We start from the raw sequence: 18,871 nt of genomic DNA, 5'->3' as shown, positions 1-18,871 counted from the left end.
TCGATGCTGAGCCGGGTCTTGCCCGACGTGTTCGGGACCGACGAGTGCATCTGGGCCCCGGAGAACAGGATCAGCCCGCCGCCCGCGCACAGCGGCCGGAACTCGGACTCCACGTCCATGGGCTCCTCGGGCTTGGGCTGGTCGCGCGTGTCTTCGCCGATCTGCGCCGCGGCGATCTTGCGGCTGGTGCGGTTCCACTCGGCGTAGTTGTACCGGCTCGAGCCGTTGCGCACGCCGCGGCTCCAGTAACCGGGGTGGAAGGCCAGGCCGTCGCGCGGCCCGATGTCGTGCACGGGCAGCCACCAGTTGAGCTGGCAGGGCGGCGCGGAGTACCAGGTATCGCGATGCGGGTGGAAGGCGTAGGCGATGCCGGTGGTGAGATATCCGCTCGAGGTCGACGTGCGCAGCCGCGGCACGTCGAAGTAGGTCTCCTTCGGGTCGCAGCCGAAGGCCGTGAGCAGCTCGCGAATCAGTCGCTTCGATTCCGGATGGTGGATGAAGGCGGGCTTCAATTCGGCGAGCTTCGCCGCGTAGGTCTCGACCGGCATGTCGTGCTGGGCCGTGCGCGCGTCGAGCGGGCGGAACGCGGCGGCGCACATCTCGCGCGCCAGCTCGCACAGCGCCTTGCCCGCGGGCGTGGGCGAATAGATGAAGATCTCGCCGGCGTACAGCCGCTGCCGTCTCTCGTCGTCGGAGATCCGGGCGTCGAAGCTGATCGGAATCATGAGTCACCCTGGTGCAACCGCCGCGCCAGCGGCCGGAACCGAGCGCGTGATCCGCGAGTCAGTGCCGTCCAGCCCGGTGCGCGCGTCGTCGGAAACCGTTCAGCCACGACTGGGGGGTGCGGGCTGACTTGCGCGGCGCCGATGCTATCACGGCGCGCGCGTTTTGCGGGTGGAAGATGGGGAGCTGCCGCTGGCAGGCTGGTGCAACAAAGGGTGGCGCGCGTCCCTGAGTTGCCGGCGGGCGAAATACGCGGAGGTTTGCGCGCAGTCACTGATGGGAGCCTTCTCATGCGTGCGCGCGCTTCGGCTCAGGCTTCCGCGAGGCGAGACAGGCCGAGCTTCTTCATGCGGTTCTGCAGCGTGCTGGGCGCGAGGCCCAGGATGCGCGCCGCGCCGTCCGGGCCGTAGATCTTGCCGCGCGTGGCCTGCAGGACCTGTGCGATGTGCGCGCGTTCCACGTCGGCCAGCGTGCGCAGCCCCCCGGCGGGCGCGCCCGGAGCCGGCTCGGCGCGAATCACTTCCTTCGCCCCCCGTACGCTGGGCAGCTCGATCGCGAGCTCCCCGGCCGGACACAGGATGGCGGCGCGCTCCAGGCAGTTTGCGAGCTCGCGCACGTTGCCGGGCCAGTCGTGGCGCTCGAGCGTGTCGCGGCTGGCGGCGGTGAGTCGCCAGGGCCCCCGGCCGGTGCGCCGGCGCAGGTTGGCGAGATACTCCTCGGCGATCGTGGCCACGTCCTCGCGCCGCTCGCGCAGCGGCGGGACAGCGATCGGGAACACGTTCAGGCGATAGAACAGGTCGTCGCGGAAGCGGCCGGCGCCGATCGCGGCCGCCAGGTCGACGTGCGTGGCGGCGATGATGCGCACGTCGACCTGCACCGTGAAGTCACTCCCCACCGGCTCGTACGAGCCCTCCTGCAGCACGCGCAGGAGCTTCGCCTGGGCCTGCGGCGCCAGGTCGCCGACCTCGTCGAGCAGGAAGGTGCCGCCGTTCGCGACCGCGAAGCGGCCGGGGCGGCTGGCGTCGGCGCCCGAGAACGCGCCCTTGGTGTGGCCGAACAGCTCACTCTCGACCACGCCCTCGGGCAGCGCCGCGCAGTTGAGCTTCACGAAGGGCTGACTCGCGCGCGCGCTGCGCGCGTGGATCAGCCGCGCCAGCACCTCCTTGCCGGTGCCGGTCTCGCCCGTGAGCAACACGGGCACGTCCGAGCGCGCGACCTGCAGCGCGAGCTCGACCGCGCGGCGCATCGCCGGGTTGCGCGAGCGCTCCATGAGCCGCGCCGGATCGAAGTCGCCGCTCACCTCGGCCTCGAGCAGGCGGTTCTGCTCCTCGAGCCGGCGCTTCTCGCGGTCGAGCTCGTCGGCGCGCTCGGCGGCCAGCATGGCGAGCGCCACCACTTGCGCGTACACCGCCGCGACCTGCACCACCTCGTCGTCGTAGGCCACGCACTGCGTGCGGTCGAAGGTGATCGCGCCCAGCGTCCGGTCGCGCACGCACAGCGGGACCACCATGCACGAGTGACCGTCGGGCAGGTCGAGCACGCCGTGGTAGGGATCGGCGTTCTGCGAGTGGTCTTGCTCCGTCAGCACCGTGGGCCCGCGCGCGGCCAGCGCCTGGCGCAGCAGCGGGAAGTCGGACAGGGCAATGCGGTGCGCCCGCACGCGGTGACTCGCGAGCCGCCCGCGCGCACAGCGCACGTGCAGCTCCTCGCCCGAGAGCTCGAGCACCACGGCGAGGTCGTAGCGGATCACGTCGTTCAAACGCTCGAGCGCGCGCTGCAGCACCTCGTCCACGTGCGCGGCGTCGGCGGCCAGGGCCACCAGGGTTCGCAGCTCGGGGTCGGGGAGCGCCGCGGACGAGCTCATCGCCGCCCCATCTTAGCGGAGCCTTGTGGCGAGCCACCCCACCCGCATTCGGGTGGCACACCCGTATTCCGGTGCGCGTGCACCCGAAACGCGCTGCGCGAGCGTGCGCTGACTCGTGTGCGGCCTGTTCGCGCGTGGCACGGCGCGTGCTCTTCACGTACTCCGCATTCCGCAGGGGAGAGCTCGAATGAGGGGGATGACAGCGGGAGTCGCCTGCGCGTTCGCGGTTCTCTACGCGACCGGAGCGGCGGCGCAGAGCGCGGCCCAGGGGCCGCACGGTGCGCTCGCGATGGCCGAGCAGGAGCGGCGGCTCGACGCGTTGAAGCCGGGCTCCGCGAAAGGCGACCCGCCGGCGCGCGTGGTGGCCGCCTCATGGGCCCGGACGATCCCGGCGGAGAACGCGCTCACGCCCGAGCGCGTCGCCCTGGGCCGGAAGCTCTACTTCGACCCGCGGCTCTCCGCCGACGGCACGGTCGCGTGCGCGACCTGTCACGACGTGAGTCGCGGCTTCACCGACCAGCGTCCGGTGGCCGAGGGCATCGGCGGGAAGCTCGGCCGGCGCAACGCGCCCACGACTTTGAACGCGACCTTCTTCACCAGTCAGTTCTGGGACGGGCGCGCGGCCACGCTCGAGGACCAGGCGAAGCTGCCGATCGTGAACCCGATCGAGATGGGCATGCCCGACGGCGCAGCGCTGATCGCGAAGATCGGCCCCGACGCCGATTACCGGAAGATGTTCCAGGCCGCGTACGGAAGCGCGCCCAACTACGACGACGTGGGCCGCGCGCTCGCGGCCTTCGAGCGCACGCTGGTGTTTCTCGACGCGCCCTTCGACCGCTGGCAGGACGGCGACGCGAAGGCGCTGTCGGCCGACGCCGTGAAGGGCTTCGCGCTGTTCAACGGCAAGGCGCGCTGCGTGGCCTGTCACCCGATCAACGCCTCGAGCCCGATCGGCAGCGACAACCGCTTCCACAACATCGGCGTGTCGGCGCGGCACCAGGACTTCGAGTCACTGGCCGCCAAGGCGCAGGTCGCGCTCGCGGGCGGCGGCGGCGACCAGGTGCTCGACAAGCTCGCGCTCGAGACCGACCTGTCCGAGCTGGGCCGGTTCCTGGTGACCAAGCGGCGCAGCGACCTGGGGGCGTTCAAGACCCAGCAGCTGCGCAACGTGGCGCTGACCGCGCCCTACATGCACGACGGCTCGATGCAGACCCTGTGGGACGTGGTCGACCACTACAACCGCGGCGGCGAGGCCAACTCCTATCTCGACGGCGGCATCGAGCCGCTCGCGCTGAGTCCGGCCGAGATCGACCAGCTGGTGGCGTTCCTGTTCGCGCTCACCGACGTGCGCTTCGCCGCCCAGGCGAAGACGATCGAGAGCGCGCAGCGGGCACGTGCCAAGACCACGCGGCCGTTCCGCGAGACCGACCTGGCCTTCCGCAAAGTGATTCCCTTCGAGGCCCGCGTGCAAGGGGGAGCGAAATGAAGAGCATCGAGACGAAGTATCTCGAGGCGCGCGCCGAGCTCCTGGCCGGGCTCGGCAAGCTGAACCGGCGCCAGTTCATGAAGGTCGCGGGCGCGGCCGCCGGCGCGGCGCTCGCGCAGGGCGTGCTGCCGCCGCACTCGTTCACGCCCGTGCGAGTCGCGCGCGCCGCGACCGGCGGCAGTGACTTCACGTTCGCCTACATCTCCGACTCGCACCTCTACACCAAGGACAAGAACGACCGCTTCGTGCGCGGGCTCCTGCGCGCGGTCGACGACGTGAACCGGCTCGACCCGCAGCCCGACTTCGTGCTCTACGGCGGCGATCTCGCCCAGCTGGGCCGTGCCGACGAGCTCGACCTGGGCGCCCAGATCCTTAGGAACCTGAAGGCGCCCGTGAAGATGATGGTCGGCGAGCACGACTGGTACTTCGACCTGGGCGAGAAGTGGCGCGCGCTGTTCGGCGCCGACAACTACTCGTTCGAGCACAAGGGCGTGCGCTTCGTGACGCTGAACAGCGTGGTCGAGGCCGACTTCTGGACCGCCAAGGGACTCACTCCGGCCGAGCGCATGGGCACGGTGGCCGGTCTCGACAACGGCACGCAGAGCTCCTTCACCGTGGGCGAAGCCAACCGCGCGTGGCTGGCGAAGGAGCTCGAGCCGGTGAAGAGCAGCGTGCCGTTGGTCGTGTTCTCGCACTCACCGCTCTACAAGCTCTACAAGAAGTGGAACTTCTGGACGGACGACGCCGAGCAGGTGCAGGACATCCTGAAGCGCTTCGACCAGGTGACCGTGATCCACGGTCACACGCACCAGCTGCTCACGAACCGGATCGGGAACATCTCGTTTCACGGCATGCTGTCGACCGCCTGGCCCTGGCCCTACGCGCCGCAGGGGCTGCCCGAGCTCACGATCCAGATGAGCCGGCCCGATCCGTTCAACCCCAGCGACGGCTGCGGCGACGGCACGGTCACCGTCGGCGCCGACGGCATGTGCGACAAGCTCTACAACCTGTGGAACCGCAACCCGGTGACCGTCTCGCGCACGTACATGAAGTCGAACGGCAAGGAAGACCGCGCCGCGGCGCCGAAGCTGGCCAGCTACTGATGGCGCTCGGGGGAGATCTCAGCATGCGGAAACTCGTGACTCGCTTCGCCGCGCTGGCCGCCGCTGCGGGGCTCGCGCCCGTGGCCCGCGCCGCGGGCGACATGGAAGTGACTCTGTGCGACGGCCGCACCAAGGTCGAAGTGTCCGCCGATGCGCCCAAGACCACCGAGTCGGGGCAGAAGATCGCCGACGAGCTGATGCGCCAGTGGCGCGAGAAGAACCCCAAGGTCGACTGGGAAGCCGAGGAGCGCACGCACCACACGATCCAGCCCGCGGCCGACAACAAGGCACTCGTCGGCGGCTCGCAGGGCGCGACTTACGGCGAGATCACCCAGCGCGACGTCGACCTGTGGCGCACCGAATCCGAGCGCTTCGTGGTCGCGGGCTCGAAAGTCTTCCACAGCGCGACCGAGCTCGGCTCCACGATCGCGGTCTCCTGCGACATGTGTCACCCCGACGCCGCGAACACGCATCCGGAGACCTACCCGAAGTACCAGGTGCAGCTCGGCCGCGTGGTGCTGCTGCGCGACATGATCAACTGGTGTCTCGAGCATCCGGTGCGCGCGAAGCCGCTCGCCGCCGACGACCCGCGCATGCGCGCGCTCGAGGCCTACATCTACGCGCAGCGCAAAGGCACGCCGCTGGACTACGGCAAGCGCTGACGCGCGTTCGTTTGCGCGCGCTTCTGCCAGTCACTTGCCGCCGGATTGCGGCTTCATGAAGATTTCACGCGCACGCATTGCGCGTGCGCTCGATCGCGCGTAGCCTCGCAAACCGTCGAGAGAGAGAGCGAGGCACCCCCCTGATCCGACTCCTCCTGGCCGTCGCGTTGGCGCTTTGTGCAATTTCCGCCGCGCGTGAGGTGCACGCACAGTCGTGCCCGAGCGGCCCGCGCGTGCCGTTCGCCGGCCACAACCTGCCGCTCGACAGCCTGCCCGATCCCGCGCCCATGACCGCGGTCCGCGTCTGGCCCAACATCACCTACGACAGCGCGACCTCGCTCGCGTTCGCGCCCGACGGCTCGGGCTTCGCGCTGGCCACCGAGCAGCAGGGCCACGTGCACGTCGTCCCCACGGATCCGAACTCGGCGACCACGCCGGTCTTCCTGGACCTTACCAACGGCGAAGTGCAGTTCGACAACGCGGAGCAGGGCATGCTCTCGGTCGAGTTCGACCCGAACTGGGCCACGAATCACTTCATCTACGTCGACTACGTCGCCCCCGGCTCGCGCTGTCAGACGGGCACCTACTGCACCAAGGTCGTGCGCTACACGCAGAGCGCCGGCAATCCGAACCTGGCGGACCCCAACTCGCGCCGTCCGATCCTCGAGGTGCCCGACAACAACAACTTCCACAACGGCGGCCAGCTCAAGTTCGGCCCCGACGGCATGCTCTACGTCTCGATCGGGGACGCGGGCACGATGAGCGGGCAGGACACGTCGAAGCTCCTGGGCGTGATCGTGCGCATCGACCCCAACGGCGGCAACCCGTACGCGATCCCGGCCGGCAATCCCTTCATCGGGCAATCCGGCAAGCGCGCCGAGATCTGGGACTACGGCCTGCGCAACCCGTGGCGCTTCACGTTCGATCGACTCACCGGTGACTTGTGGGTCGGCGACGTGGGCGAGAACTCGTGGGAGGAGGCCGACTTCGTGCCCGGCAACGTGCCGGGCCAGAACTTCGGCTGGTCGTTCTGCGAGGGCACGCACGACTACGGCGGGAAGACCTGTTCCTCCATCCAGTCGACGCTGCCCGTGCTCCAGTACCCGCACGACAGCAACACCGGCGGTTACGCGATCGCGGGCGGCTACGTCTACCGCGGCGATCTCTTCCCCGAGCTCTACGGCGCTTATCTCTACGCCGACGAGGTGAGCGGCCACGTCTGGGCCTACAGCCCGGCGAGCCAGGTCTCCACGCGCATTGCCGAGATGACCAACCCGGTCTCGTGGGCGCAGGACTCACTCGGCGAGCTCGTGATCGTGTCTCACGCCGGCGGGCTCTACAAGCTCCAGCCCACCCAGGGCTCGGGCACGCAGCAGTTCCCGACCGCGCTCTCGGGCACCGGGCTGTTCACGGACACGACCGCGCTCACGCCCAAGCCGGGCCTGGTCGAGTACGACGTGATCTCGCCGCTCTGGTCCGATGGCGCGCTCAAGCGCCGTTGGATCGCGCTGCCCGCGGGCCAGACCGTCGGCTTCTCGCCCGACGACCCGTGGACCTTCCCGGTGGGCACGGTGTTCGTGAAGCACTTCGAGCTGCAAGTGACTCCCACGACCCGGCGCCGCGTCGAGACGCGCGTGCTGCTGCGCCAGGTGGACCGCTGGGTCGGCTACACCTACCGCTGGAACGCCGGACAGACCGACGCCGCGCTGCTCACCGCCTCGATGAACGAGGCCTTCACCATCACGGGCTCGGGCGGCACGCAGACCCAGCAGACGTGGCACTACCCCTCGCCGTCGGAGTGTCTGGGCTGTCACACCGCGGCCTCGGGGCGCGTGCTCGGCGCGCGCACGCGCCAGCTGAACAAGAGCTTCACCTACGCCGGCGGCGCGGACAATCAGCTGCACGCGTTCGGCGCGTGCATGGGTCTGTTCGCGACCTCGATCGCAGGCCCGAGCTTCTATCCCGCGCTGGCCGACCCGAACAACGCCTCGGAGACTCTGAACGCGCGCGCCCGCTCCTATCTCGCCGCGAACTGCGCGCACTGTCACCAGCCGGGCGGCCCCGCGCCCGGCAGCATGGACATGCGCTACGAGCCGCTGCTCGGCGCGATGAGCCTGATCGGCGTCGCGCCCATCTCCGGCGACCTCGGTATCTCCGGCGCGCTGCGCGTCAAGCCGGGGGCGAGCGCGCAGAGCGTGCTGTGGGCGCGCGTCGCCTCGACCGACCCGAACCTGCGCATGGCCAAGGGCAGTCAGATCCCCGACCCGCTCGCGGTCTCGTTGCTCGGCAGCTGGATCGACACCGGTCTGGGCACGATCGACTCCGACGGCGACGGCGACGCCGATTCCGCCGACAACTGCCCCTACGAGCCCAACGCGGACCAGAGCGACGGGGGTGGCTGGATGAGCTCGACGCACGACGGCATCGGCGACGCGTGTCAGTGCGGGAACACCGACCCGAACGGCGTCGTCAACTCGCTGGACCTGAACGCGCTGCGCCAGTATCTCGCGGGCAACCCCGGGCGGACGGTCGCGAACGTCGCGCGCCTGGTGCGCTATCCCGACGTGGCGGGCCGGCCCAGCGTGCTCGACTTCGCGCACCTGCAGCGCGCCCAGTCCGGCGTCGAGGCGGCCTACAGCCAGACCTGCCCGGCAGCGACGCGGCTACTGCCCTAGTGACTCGTGCCGCGCGAGCAATGCCTTCGGGGCCATCATGCGCCAGGCCTCGACCAGGCGCTCCTCGAGGTCGGCGCGCTCGATCTTCGGCAGCCGGATCAGCACCATCGGCCAGCCCTCGTAGTGCGGCGTGAGGAAGAACACTTCGGGCGCCACCTCGAGCAGCGCCTCGCGTTCGCTCAGGTCGATCCGCACCGCGAGCACCTTCGGATCCGGCAGCAGGCGGGCGAACAGCTTCCGCCTCACGTAGAAGCCGGGCGTGCCGTAGCACGGCTTCTCCTGGGTCTCGGGCAGCGCCAGCGCGAGGCTGCGCACGGTCTTCTCGGTCGCCATCGGTGAATTGTCGCTCAGAATCCGGGCGCGCGCGGACCACGAGCGAGGCACGCCCGCACCCTGGGGTGACTCCGGCGGTGCGGCGGAGCGGCGCGGTTCCTGCAATGGCGCTCTCGCGGAGGAAGTGTGCGCGGTGGCCATCCAGATCGCGCTGCAGCACCGGACTACCTACGAGTACGACCGCCTGGTCGCGCTCTCGCCGCAGGTCATCCGCCTCCGGCCGGCGCCCCACGCGCGCACGCCGGTGTCGTCGTACGCGCTCGCGATCGAGCCGGCCGGCCACTTCCTGAACTGGCAGCAGGATCCGTTCGGGAACTTCCTGGGGCGCGCCGTGTTCCCGCAGCCGACGCGACGGCTTTGCGTGCTCGTGGACCTGTTGGCCGAGCTCGAGATCCAGAACCCGTTCGACTTCTTTGTCGACCCCGGCGCCGAGCACTGGCCGTTCAGCTACGAGCCCGCGCTCGCGCGCGACCTCGCGCCCTACCGCGAGGCGGCCGCCGTCGGGCCGCGCCTGCACGCCTTCCTGGCCGCCGTGCCGCGCGAGCGCCGGCGTTCGATCGATTTCCTGGTCGACCTGAACCGCGCCGCGCAGGCCGAGGTCGGCTACGTGATCCGCATGGATCCGGGTGTCCAGACACCCGAGGAGACACTCGAGAAGCGCAGCGGCTCGTGCCGTGACTCGGCCTGGCTCCTGGTCCAGGCGCTGCGCAACCTGGGCTTCGCGGCGCGCTTCGCGAGCGGGTATCTCGTGCAGCTCGCGCCGGACGAGAAGCCGCTCGAGGGCCCGGCCGGGCCGGGGCAGGACTTCGCCGACCTGCACGCCTGGGCCGAAGCGTACCTGCCGGGCGCCGGCTGGATCGGGCTCGATCCGACCTCGGGACTGCTGGCGGGCGAGGGCCACATTCCGCTGGCGTGCACGCCCGAGCCCACGAGCGCCGCGCCGATCACCGGCGCGGTCGACGAGTGCGAGGTCGCGTTCTCGTTCGCGCTCTCGGTCGAGCGCATCCGCGAGGACCCGCGAGTCACACGGCCCTACGGCGAGGCGCAGTGGGCGGCGATCGACGCGCTGGGGCGCGCGGTCGACGAGCGGCTCGTGGCGGGCGACGTGCGACTCACCCAGGGCGGCGAGCCGACCTTCGTGTCGATCGACGACCCGGACGCACCCGAGTGGACCACGGCGGCGCTGGGCGGGCGCAAGGCCGAGCGCGCCGAAGAGCTGCTGCGCCGGCTGGCCGCGCGCCGCGCGCCCGGCGCCTTCCTGCACTTCGGCCAGGGCAAGTGGTACCCGGGCGAGTCACTGCCGCGCTGGGCCTACGGCTGCTACTGGCGCAAGGACGGCGAGCCGATCTGGGGCGACCCGGAGCTGTTCGCCGACCTGCGCCGGCGTGCCGGCCACGGCGCGGCCCATGCGCAGGACTTCCTGACCGCGCTCGCGAAACGGCTCGACGTGGATCCGGGCTTCGTGCTGCCGGGCTACGAGGACGCCTGGTACTACCTGTGGCGCGAGCGCCGGCTGCCGACCAACGTCGATCCGCACGACTCGAAGCTCGACGACCCCGAGGAGCGCGAGCGGCTGGCGCGCGTGCTCGACCGGGGCCTGGCCGCCGTGGTCGGCTATGCGCTGCCGCTGCAGCCCAAGGCCGTGTGGGATCCGAGCGGCGCCGTCTCGTGGCGCTCGGGACCCTGGTTCCTGCGCCGCGAGCGGCTGTATCTCCAGCCGGGTGACTCACCCATGGGCTTCCGCCTGCCGCTCGACTCCCTGCCCTGGGTGGAGCAGGGCGAGGCGCCGTTCGCGCCCGAGGTCGACCCCTTCGAGGCGCGCCCCCAGCTCGCGCGCCGCGCGCAGCAGCGACACCGGCCGGTGTCGCCCGCCTCCCAGCGGGACTCGCGCCAGCCGCAGGCCCGGCCGCGCCCGGGCGAGTCGGCGCCGTGGATCGTGCGCACCGCGCTGTGCGTCGAGCCCCGCGACGGCGCGCTGCACGTGTTCTTTCCACCGTTGGGCCGGCTCGAGGAGTATCTCGCGCTGGTCGAGGCGATCGAGGACACGGCCGCGGCGCTGCGCCTGCCGGTGCGTCCGGAAGGCTACGGGCCGCCCGACGACCCGCGGCTGGGCAAGCTCGAGGTCACCCCCGACCCGGGCGTGATCGAGGTCAACGTCGCGCCCGTCGAGAGCTGGCGCGAGGCGGTGGAGAATACGACCGCGCTGTACGAGGAGGCGCGCGAGGCCCGGCTGCGGGCCGAGAAGTTCGCCCTCGACGGCAGTCACACAGGGACGGGCGGCGGCAACCACGTGACCCTGGGCGGGCCGACCGCGGCGGACAGCCCGCTCTTGCGCCGGCCCGACTTGCTGCGCAGCCTGATCGGGTATTGGCAGGACCATCCCTCGCTGTCGTACCTGTTCTCGGGCCTGTTCATCGGGCCCACGAGTCAGTCGCCGCGCGTCGACGAGGCGCGCAGCGACGCGCTGCACGAGCTCGAGCTGGCGTTCGGGCGCCTGCCCGCCGACGCGCGCTCGAACGGCGTGCCGCCCTGGCTGGTCGACCGCGTGCTGCGCAACCTGCTGATCGACGCGACCGGCAACACGCACCGCACCGAGCACTGCATCGACAAGCTCTACTCGCCCGACGGCCCGCGCGGGCGGCTCGGGATCGTCGAGCTGCGCGGCTTCGAGATGCCGCCGCACCCGCGTCTCTCGTGCGTCCAGCAGCTCCTGGTGCGCGCGCTGGTCGCGCGCTTCTGGGACGAGCCCTACGCGCCGCGCCTCGTGCGCTACGAGACACAGCTCCACGACCGCTTCATGCTGCCGCACTTCGTCGAGCAGGACTTCCGCGACGTGCTCGAGGAGCTGCGCCGCTCGGGCCTGGCGTTCGACCCGGCCTGGTTCGCGCCCTTTCTCGAGTTCCGCTTCCCGCGCATCGGCGAGGTCGCGAGGGCCGGGATCCAGCTCGAGCTGCGGCGCGCGCTCGAGCCCTGGCACGTGCTGGGCGAGGAGCAGGGCCCCGGCGGCACCGTGCGCTACGTGGACTCGTCGCTCGAGAGACTCCAGGTGAAGGTGCGCGGAGGCATCGGCGAACGCTACCAGGTCGCGTGCAACGGCCGCACGCTGCCGCTGCATCCGACCGGCGCGCGCGGCGAGTCGGTCGCCGGCGTGCGCTTCCGCGCCTGGCAACCACCTACTTGTCTGCACCCGACGATCCCGGTGCATGCGCCGCTCACGTTCGAGGTCGTCGACACCTGGCTCGAGCGCTCGCTCGGCGGCTGCACCTACTACGTCGCGCACCCAGGCGGGCGCGCCTACGACCGCTTTCCCGTGAACGCGGCCGAGGCCGAGGCGCGGCGCAGCGCGCGCTTCTCGCCGCTGGGTCACACGCCGGGCCGCGTGCGGCTCGCGCCTGTGGTGCCCAACCGCGACTTCCCGCTCACGCTCGACCTGCGCTGGGGCTGAGGTCGGTCCCATGAGCGATTGGGGGGGAGCGCGGCCGGAATACGAGAGACTTCCGGGCCATCGCGACGAGATGCTGGGCGCCGACGGCCGACCGCACGCGCACTGGCTGCCGCTCACGCGCTCGCTCGAGTCACTCGGCCCGACCGAGCTCGGACGCCGCTGGGACGCGGCCCGGCGGCTGATCCACGAGAACGGAGTCACGTACAACGTGTACGGCGATCCGCGCGGCCTGGAGCGGCCCTGGGAGCTCGATCCCTACCCGCTGGTGATCGCGCAGGCCGAGTGGACGCGGCTGCGCGCCGCGCTGGCGCAGCGCGCGCGCCTGCTCGACGCGATCCTGGCCGACATCTACGGAGCGCAGCGCCTGCTGCGCGACGGGCTGCTGCCCGCCGAGCTGGTGTTCGAGCACCCGGGCTATCTCCGGCCCTGCCACGGGGCGGAGGCGAGCCAGTCGAGCCTGCAGCTCTACGCCGCGGACCTCGCGCGCGCGCCGAACGGACAGTGGTGGGTGCTGGGCGACCGCACGCAGGCGCCGTCGGGCGCCGGCTACGCGCTCGAGAACCGGCTGGTGCTGTCGCGCGCGCTGCCCGAGGCGTTCCGCGAGAGCCGCGTCGAGAGACTCGCGGGCTTCTTCCAGCGCCTGCGCGACGGGCTGCGCGCGCTCGCGCCGCGGCGCCGCGACAATCCGCGCGTGGCTCTGCTGACCCCGGGGCCGTACAACGAGACCTACTTCGAGCACGCCTATCTCGCGCGCTACCTCGGCTTCACCCTGGTCGAGGGCGGCGATCTCACCGTGCGCGACCGTGCGGTCTACCTGAAGACGCTCGGCGGGCTCGAGCCGGTCGACGTGATCCTGCGCCGCGTCGACGACGGCTTCTGCGATCCGCTGTCGCTGCGCAGTGACTCGTCGCTGGGCGTGGCGGGGCTCGTGCACGCCGTGCGCGCGGGCAACGTCGCGGTCGCCAACGGGCTCGGCAGCGGGCTGGCGGAGTGCCCCGCGCTGCTCGCGTTCCTGCCCGGCTTGTGCCGCGCGCTGTTCGGCGAGGAGCTCGCGCTGCCCTCGGTCGCCACCTGGTGGTGCGGCCAGGCCGAGGCTCTGACCTACGTGACCGGCCACCTCGAAGAGCTGGTCGTGAAGCCGGTCTTTCCCGGCGTCGGGCTCGAGCCGGTGTTCGGCGCGCGGCTCTCCAAGCCCGAGCGCGAGTCACTCGTGGCCGCGATGCGCGCGCGCCCGCACGCCTTCGTGGCCCAGGAGCAGGTCGCGCTGTCGACCGCGCCGGTCTTCAGCGGCGAAGGCGTGCGAGCCCGCCATCTCGTGCTGCGCGCCTACGCCGCAGCCGCACCCGGCGGCCGTGACTGGGAGGTGATGCCGGGCGGACTCACGCGGGTGGCCGCCGCACCCGACTCGCTGGTGGTCTCGATGCAGCGCGGCGGCGGCAGCAAGGACACCTGGATCTCCTGCGAGCGCGTGCCCAGCGCGCTCACGCTGCTGCGCCCGCCCGGCGCGCCGGTCGAGCTGACGCGCGGCGGCGCAGAGCTGCCCTCGCGCGTGGCCGACAACCTGTTCTGGCTGGGCCGCTACGTGGAGCGGGTGGAGGGTGCGGCGCGGCTGGCGCGCGCAGCCATCGCGCGCATCTCGGGCGACAGCCCGGAGACCGACTCCGCACTGCCGGCGCTGCTCGACGCGCTGACGCGCGCCGGCGCGCTCGAGGAAGGCGCCGCGCGCGAAGGCCGGGAGCTCCTGTCCGCGCTCTTCGCCAGTGACTCGCCGCGCTCGATCCGGGTCACGCTGGGCGCGATCCACCAGCTGGCGTTCGCGCTGCGCGACCAGATCTCGCTCGACACCTGGCGCGTGCTCTCGGAGCTGCAGGGCGAGGCGAGCGGCCCCTCGGCCGCCTCGTGGAGTCTCTCGGCCGCGCGCGACGCGCTGAACCGCATGATCCTGCGGCTCTCGGCCTGGAGCGGGCTCACCATGGAGAGCATGACGCGCACGCTCGGCTGGCGCTTCGCCGACATGGGCCGGCGCCTGGAGCGCGCCACCGGCAGCGCGACCCTGCTCGACGCGTGTCTGGTCGAGGCGAGCGACGACGAGCCCGCGCGGCTCGAAGCGCTGCTCGAGGTCGCGGACAGCGCCATCACCTACCGCCGCCGCTACCGGGGCGAGCTGCAAGCCGTGCCGGCGCTCGACCTGTTGCTCAGCGACGAGACCAACCCGCGCTCGCTCGTGTTCCAGCTGGCCGCGCTCGAGCAGCATCTGGCTCACGTGCGCGGCGACGCGGGCGCCGAGCGCACGGTCGACGAGAGACTTGCGCTGGCGGCGCTGGCGCGGGTGCGGCTGGCCGACGTGGCCGAGCTGTGCCGGGTCGACGCGGGCAAGCGCCTGCGGCTCTCCGAGCTCTTGACTCGCACGCTGGGCGACCTGCCCGCGCTGTGCGACGCGCTGACGCGCAGCTACCTGTCGCACGCCGGCGAAGCGCGGCGCATCGAGCACTTCTGATGCGCTATCGGGTCACGCACGAGACGACCTACGAGTACGAGGAGCTGGTCTCGATCTGTCACAACGAGCTGCGGCTCGAGCCGCGCGAGACCGAGCGCCAGCGCCGGCTGGGCACGGCGCTGCGCATCGAGCCGATGCCGCGCGTCACGATCGCCGAGCGCGACTACTTCGGGAATCCGACTCATTTCTTCACGGTCGAGGAGCCGCACCACAGCATGGTGCTGGTGGCACAGAGCGAGCTCGAGCTCGAGGCCCCGAGTGCGGAGCGGCCCCAGACACCGCCCTGGCAGGAGCTGCGCGACGCGCTGCGAGCCGACCGTTCGGCCGACGGCCTGGCCGCCTTCGAGGCCTGCTTCGCCTCGCCGCTGGTGCCGATCGCGCCGGAGTTCGCGCGCTACGCGGCGCCGTTCTTCCCCAGCGGGCGCGCCTTGCTCGACTGCGTGGCGGAGCTCAACCACCGCATCCACACCGACTTCGCCTACCGGCCGGGCGCGACCTCGGTCACCACGCCGGTGCGCGACGTGCTCGAGACGTGCGAAGGCGTGTGTCAGGACTTCGCGCACGTGGAGATCGCGTGTCTGCGCGCGCTCGGTCTGGCCGCCCGCTACGTGAGTGGCTACCTGCACACGCAGCCGGCCCAGGGCCGCGAGCGGCTGGTCGGCGCCGACGCGAGTCACGCCTGGGTCTCGGTGTACTGCGGCGCTGCCGGCTGGATCGACGTGGACCCGACCAACGATCTGGTGGTCTCCGACCAGCACCTCACCCTGGCCTGGGGCCGCGACTACGGCGACGTGTCGCCGATCAAGGGCGTGATCCTGGGCGGAGGCGGTCACACGGTCGACGTCGGCGTGGACGTCGAGTTGCTCGCAGGATGAGATAGTTATCACTCATCCCGACCGGTGCTTCGCGCGCGCCTGAATTAGCTTCCGGCTGGCCCCGTCCTACGCGCGGCCTTTTCCCGGAGGACATTCTGCGATTCTTTGCGCTCGCGATCGGGGTCGCGTGGTTGCTATCCGTGACCGCGCGCGCGGACGAGCCCGCGCAGGGGCCACCCTTGTCGCTGGAAGCCGCACTGACGCGCATGCGCGAGAAGGGCTTCGACGTGCTGACCGCCGAGGCAGCCGTGCACGCTGCCGAAGGTGACGCCGTGGCGGCGTCGGCTTTCCCCAACCCTTTGGTCAGCGGCGGCGGCGGCCACACGTTCCACTACGACCCGCACTCGTGCCCCGAGCCCGGCTGCTCCGACACGCAGTGGTCGGGAAGTCTCTCGGACCAGGGATTGATCGCGGACCTGTTGATCGGCAAACGGCGGCTGCGCGCGCAGGTCGCCGGGGCTGCGCTCGCCGCCACGCGGCTGCAGCGCGAAGACGCCATTCGCGTGCTCTCCGCCCTGGTCGCGAAGGCCTGGGTCGACACCGCGGTCGCCGGCGGCCTGCTGCGCGCTGCCCAGGACGCGGCGCACTCCTCGGCCGAGATCTCGAAGCTGGTCGACTTGCGCTGGCACGCGGGCGACGTGTCCGAGGCCGACGCCGCGCGCGCGGAGACCGCCAAGCTCGAGGCCGAGCAGTCGGTCGACGCCGCGCGCGAGAACCTGGCGCAGGCGAAGATCTCGCTCGGGTTCCTGCTGGGCGAGCGCGGCGAGCCGGACTTCGAGGTCGAGTCACCGCTGCCCAAGTGTGTCGCGCCACAGGACTATGCCGCGGCGAGCGAGGACGAGCTGCTCGAGCGCGCGCGCGCCGGCCGCCAGGACTTGGCGGCCGCGAAGCAGGCGGTCTCGAGCTCGGAGCTCGCGGTCGCGCTGGCCCGGCGCTCGCGCATGCCCGACGTCGCGCTCGGCGCGAGCTACACGCAGGAGGGCACCGGCAATTCCGCGATCCAGCCCCCCACCGCGGCGCTCGCGCTGACCGTGCCCATCCCCGTCTTCTACCAGGGGCAGGGCGAGATCGCGCACGCGCAGGCCGCGCTCGATGCCCAGCGCATCGCGCTGGCACGCGTCGACGCCCAGATCGGCTCCGACGTGGCGCAGGCGTTCGCGTCGTGGCGGTCGGCGCAGAGCCGGGTGACTCGCATGGAGTCGATCACGCTCGCGCGCGCGAGCCGCGCGCTCGAGCTGGTCGAGTACCAGTACAAGCGCGGCGCGGCCTCCCTGCTCGAGCTGCTCGACGCGCAGCGCACCTTCACCTCGACCCAGGCCGAGTACCAGCAGAACGTCGGCGACTGGTGGTCCGCGCTGTACCAGCTCGAGACCGCCACTGGAAAGGAGCCAGAGCCGTGATTCGCTTCCGCAGGGTCCTGACACTCGTCGCAGCCGTGGCGCTCACCGGCTGCCACCAGCGCGCGGAGGAGCCACAGGCGGAAGAGCCGCGCGTGAGTGGCGCCGTCGTGTCGCTGGCCGAGAACAGTCCGCAGCTCGCCTCGTTCCAGGTCGAGCCCGCGACGACCGCCAAACCCTCCGCGCTCGAGCTCAATGGCCGCATCTCCTGGGACGAGGACGCGACCGTGCGCATCTACTCCGCGTTCGGAGGCAGGGTCACCCGCATCCACGCGCAGGTCGGCGACCACGTGAAGCGCGGCGACGTGCTGGCCGAGCTGGCCTCGCCCGACTACGGCCAGGCCGAGGCCGACGCCCACAAGGCCACGAGTGACTTGCGCCTGGCCGAACGCACGATGGCGCGCGAGAAGGACTTGTTCGACCACGGCGCCGCGCCGCGCCGCGAGCTCGAGGCCGCCGAAGCCGACCTGGAGCGCGCGCGCGCCGAGCACGAGCGCGCCGAGGCGCGGCTCTCCGCCTACGGCGGGCACGACCGAGCGTCGGTCGACGGCAGCTTCGCCCTGCGCTCGCCGATCGACGGCGAGGTGGTCGAGCGCAGCCTGACTCCGGGCCAGGAGGTCCGCCCCGATCAGATGCTGGCAGGCACGGCCGCGCTGACCGCGCCGATGTTCACGGTCACCGACCCGACCCATCTGTGGGTGGTGATGGACGTGAACGAGCACGACGCCTCTGCGCTGTCTCCGGGGCAGAGCTGCGTGGTGCGGCCGCATCTGAAGGGCGGCCTCACCCTGCCCGGAACGATCGCGCTCGTGAGTCAGTATCTCGATCCCACCTCGCTCACGGTGAAGGCGCGCGCCACGGTCGCGAACCCGGACCGGGCGCTGCGCGCCGAGATGCTGGTGTCGGTGGGCGTGGACGCGCCCGCCGACAAGCTGGTGGAGGAGGTGCCCGCGCGGGCGGTGTTCCTGTCGGGCGACAAACACTACGTGTACGTGGCCTCGGGCGGGGGCCACTTCGCGCGCACCGCGGTCGACGTGGGCCGCGAGCACGACGGCCTGCTGCAGGTCGACTCTGGCATCGGTCAGGGCGACTCGGTGGTGGTCGGCGGCACGCTCCTGCTGGAAAAGCTGTACCGCGAGCACGCGACCGGACTCTGACCCGAGATGATCGGCCGCCTGGTCCACTTCGCCCTGCGCCAGCCCCTGTTCGCGCTGGTGCTGCTGGCCCTGTTCGTCGGGGCGGGCGTGTTCGCCTTCGTGCAGCTTCCGATCGAGGCCTTCCCGGACGTGTCGGACACGCAGGTGCAGGTGATCACCCTGTATCCGGGGCGCGCGCCCGAGGAGGTCGAGAAGCAGGTCACGATCCCGCTCGAGATCGCGCTCTCCGCGGTGCCCCACGCCGTGCGGCTGTTCTCGCACACGCAGTTCGGGCTGAGCTTCGTGGTGATCACGTTCGACGACAAGGTCGACGACTACTTCGCGCGCGCGCGCATCCAGGAGCGACTCACGCTGGCAGACCTGCCCGACGGCGTGCAGCCCGACCTGGCGCCGCTCGCCACGCCGATCGGTGAGCTCTACCGCTTCCGCCTGAAGGGCGACGGCTGGGACCCGCGCGACCTGCGCACGCTCGAGGACTGGGTGGTCGAGCGCTACCTGAAGCACGCCGACGGCGTCGCCGACGTGGTGAGTCAGGGCGGCTCGATCAAGCAGTACGAGGTGCACCCGGACATGGGGCGCCTGCGCGGCTACGGCATCACGCTCGAGCAGCTGCTCGGCGCGCTGCAGCGCAGCAACGCCAACGCCGGCGGCTCG

Annotated in this window: 13 protein-coding genes; 10 read left to right on the top strand and 3 right to left on the bottom strand. The window is 71.6% G+C overall.

From position 1 onward, the window contains the following. Both VMR86_13470 and VMR86_13465 read right to left on the bottom strand, forming a co-directional pair. Positions 1–725 (bottom strand): phytanoyl-CoA dioxygenase family protein (locus VMR86_13470; GenBank protein ID HTO08052.1); only part of this gene is annotated, 725 nt, incomplete at its 3' end. Between the two features lie 308 nt (positions 726–1,033). Further along, a complete protein-coding gene (locus VMR86_13465) occupies positions 1,034–2,587 on the bottom strand; it encodes a sigma 54-interacting transcriptional regulator (protein HTO08051.1) in 1,554 nt (517 codons plus the stop codon). Positions 2,588–2,783: 196 nt separating this feature from the next. Between VMR86_13465 and VMR86_13460 the strand changes: the two genes are divergently transcribed. The 4 genes from VMR86_13460 (at position 2,784) to VMR86_13445 (ending at position 8,513) form a co-directional block, all read left to right on the top strand. After that, a complete protein-coding gene (locus VMR86_13460) occupies positions 2,784–4,073 on the top strand; it encodes a cytochrome c peroxidase (protein ID HTO08050.1) in 1,290 nt (429 codons plus the stop codon). Beyond that, positions 4,070–5,176 (top strand): metallophosphoesterase, encoded by a 1,107-nt coding sequence (locus VMR86_13455; GenBank protein ID HTO08049.1) that lies wholly within the window; start codon positions 4,070–4,072, stop codon positions 5,174–5,176. The genes VMR86_13460 and VMR86_13455 overlap by 4 nt, the downstream gene beginning before the upstream one ends. A 35-nt stretch (positions 5,177–5,211) precedes the next feature. Further along, entirely contained in the window at positions 5,212–5,838 is a 627-nt protein-coding gene (locus VMR86_13450; GenBank protein HTO08048.1) for a hypothetical protein, read from the top strand. 233 nt (positions 5,839–6,071) lie between these two features. After that, complete coding sequence (locus tag VMR86_13445) at positions 6,072–8,513, top strand: PQQ-dependent sugar dehydrogenase (GenBank protein HTO08047.1); 2,442 nt, start codon at positions 6,072–6,074, stop codon at positions 8,511–8,513. Here the strand turns inward: VMR86_13445 and VMR86_13440 are convergent. Further along, positions 8,502–8,846, bottom strand: coding sequence for an MmcQ/YjbR family DNA-binding protein (locus VMR86_13440; protein HTO08046.1), 345 nt, complete (start codon positions 8,844–8,846; stop codon positions 8,502–8,504). The genes VMR86_13445 and VMR86_13440 overlap by 12 nt on opposite strands. 133 nt (positions 8,847–8,979) lie before the next feature. On the opposite strand from VMR86_13440, the gene VMR86_13435 reads away from it, so the two are divergent. The 6 genes from VMR86_13435 to VMR86_13410 all read left to right on the top strand — a co-directional run. Continuing rightward, positions 8,980–12,291, top strand: coding sequence for a transglutaminase family protein (locus VMR86_13435; GenBank protein ID HTO08045.1), 3,312 nt, complete (start codon positions 8,980–8,982; stop codon positions 12,289–12,291). A gap of 10 nt (positions 12,292–12,301) precedes the next feature. Further along, complete coding sequence (locus VMR86_13430; protein ID HTO08044.1) at positions 12,302–14,788, top strand: circularly permuted type 2 ATP-grasp protein; 2,487 nt, start codon at positions 12,302–12,304, stop codon at positions 14,786–14,788. After that, positions 14,788–15,663 carry a transglutaminase family protein gene (locus tag VMR86_13425; GenBank protein ID HTO08043.1) on the top strand — a complete coding sequence of 292 codons (876 nt, stop codon included), beginning with the start codon at positions 14,788–14,790 and terminating at the stop codon, positions 15,661–15,663. The genes VMR86_13430 and VMR86_13425 overlap by 1 nt, the downstream gene beginning before the upstream one ends. A gap of 140 nt (positions 15,664–15,803) precedes the next feature. Next, positions 15,804–17,063 carry a TolC family protein gene (locus VMR86_13420; protein ID HTO08042.1) on the top strand — a complete coding sequence of 420 codons (1,260 nt, stop codon included), beginning with the start codon at positions 15,804–15,806 and terminating at the stop codon, positions 17,061–17,063. Then, positions 17,060–18,217, top strand: a complete 1,158-nt coding sequence (locus VMR86_13415; protein HTO08041.1) for an efflux RND transporter periplasmic adaptor subunit — start codon at positions 17,060–17,062, stop codon at positions 18,215–18,217. Before VMR86_13420 ends, VMR86_13415 begins: the two co-directional genes overlap by 4 nt. 6 nt (positions 18,218–18,223) lie before the next feature. Continuing rightward, the coding region (locus VMR86_13410; protein ID HTO08040.1) for an efflux RND transporter permease subunit at positions 18,224–18,871 on the top strand (648 nt) is incomplete at its 3' end.

The sequence above is a fragment of the Myxococcota bacterium genome, from assembly GCA_035498015.1.
In the GTDB taxonomy this organism is placed as follows: Bacteria; Myxococcota_A; UBA9160; order SZUA-336; family SZUA-336; genus VGRW01.
Note: the sequence above shows the minus strand (reverse complement) of the source record. Positions and strands in the feature narration are given on the sequence as shown.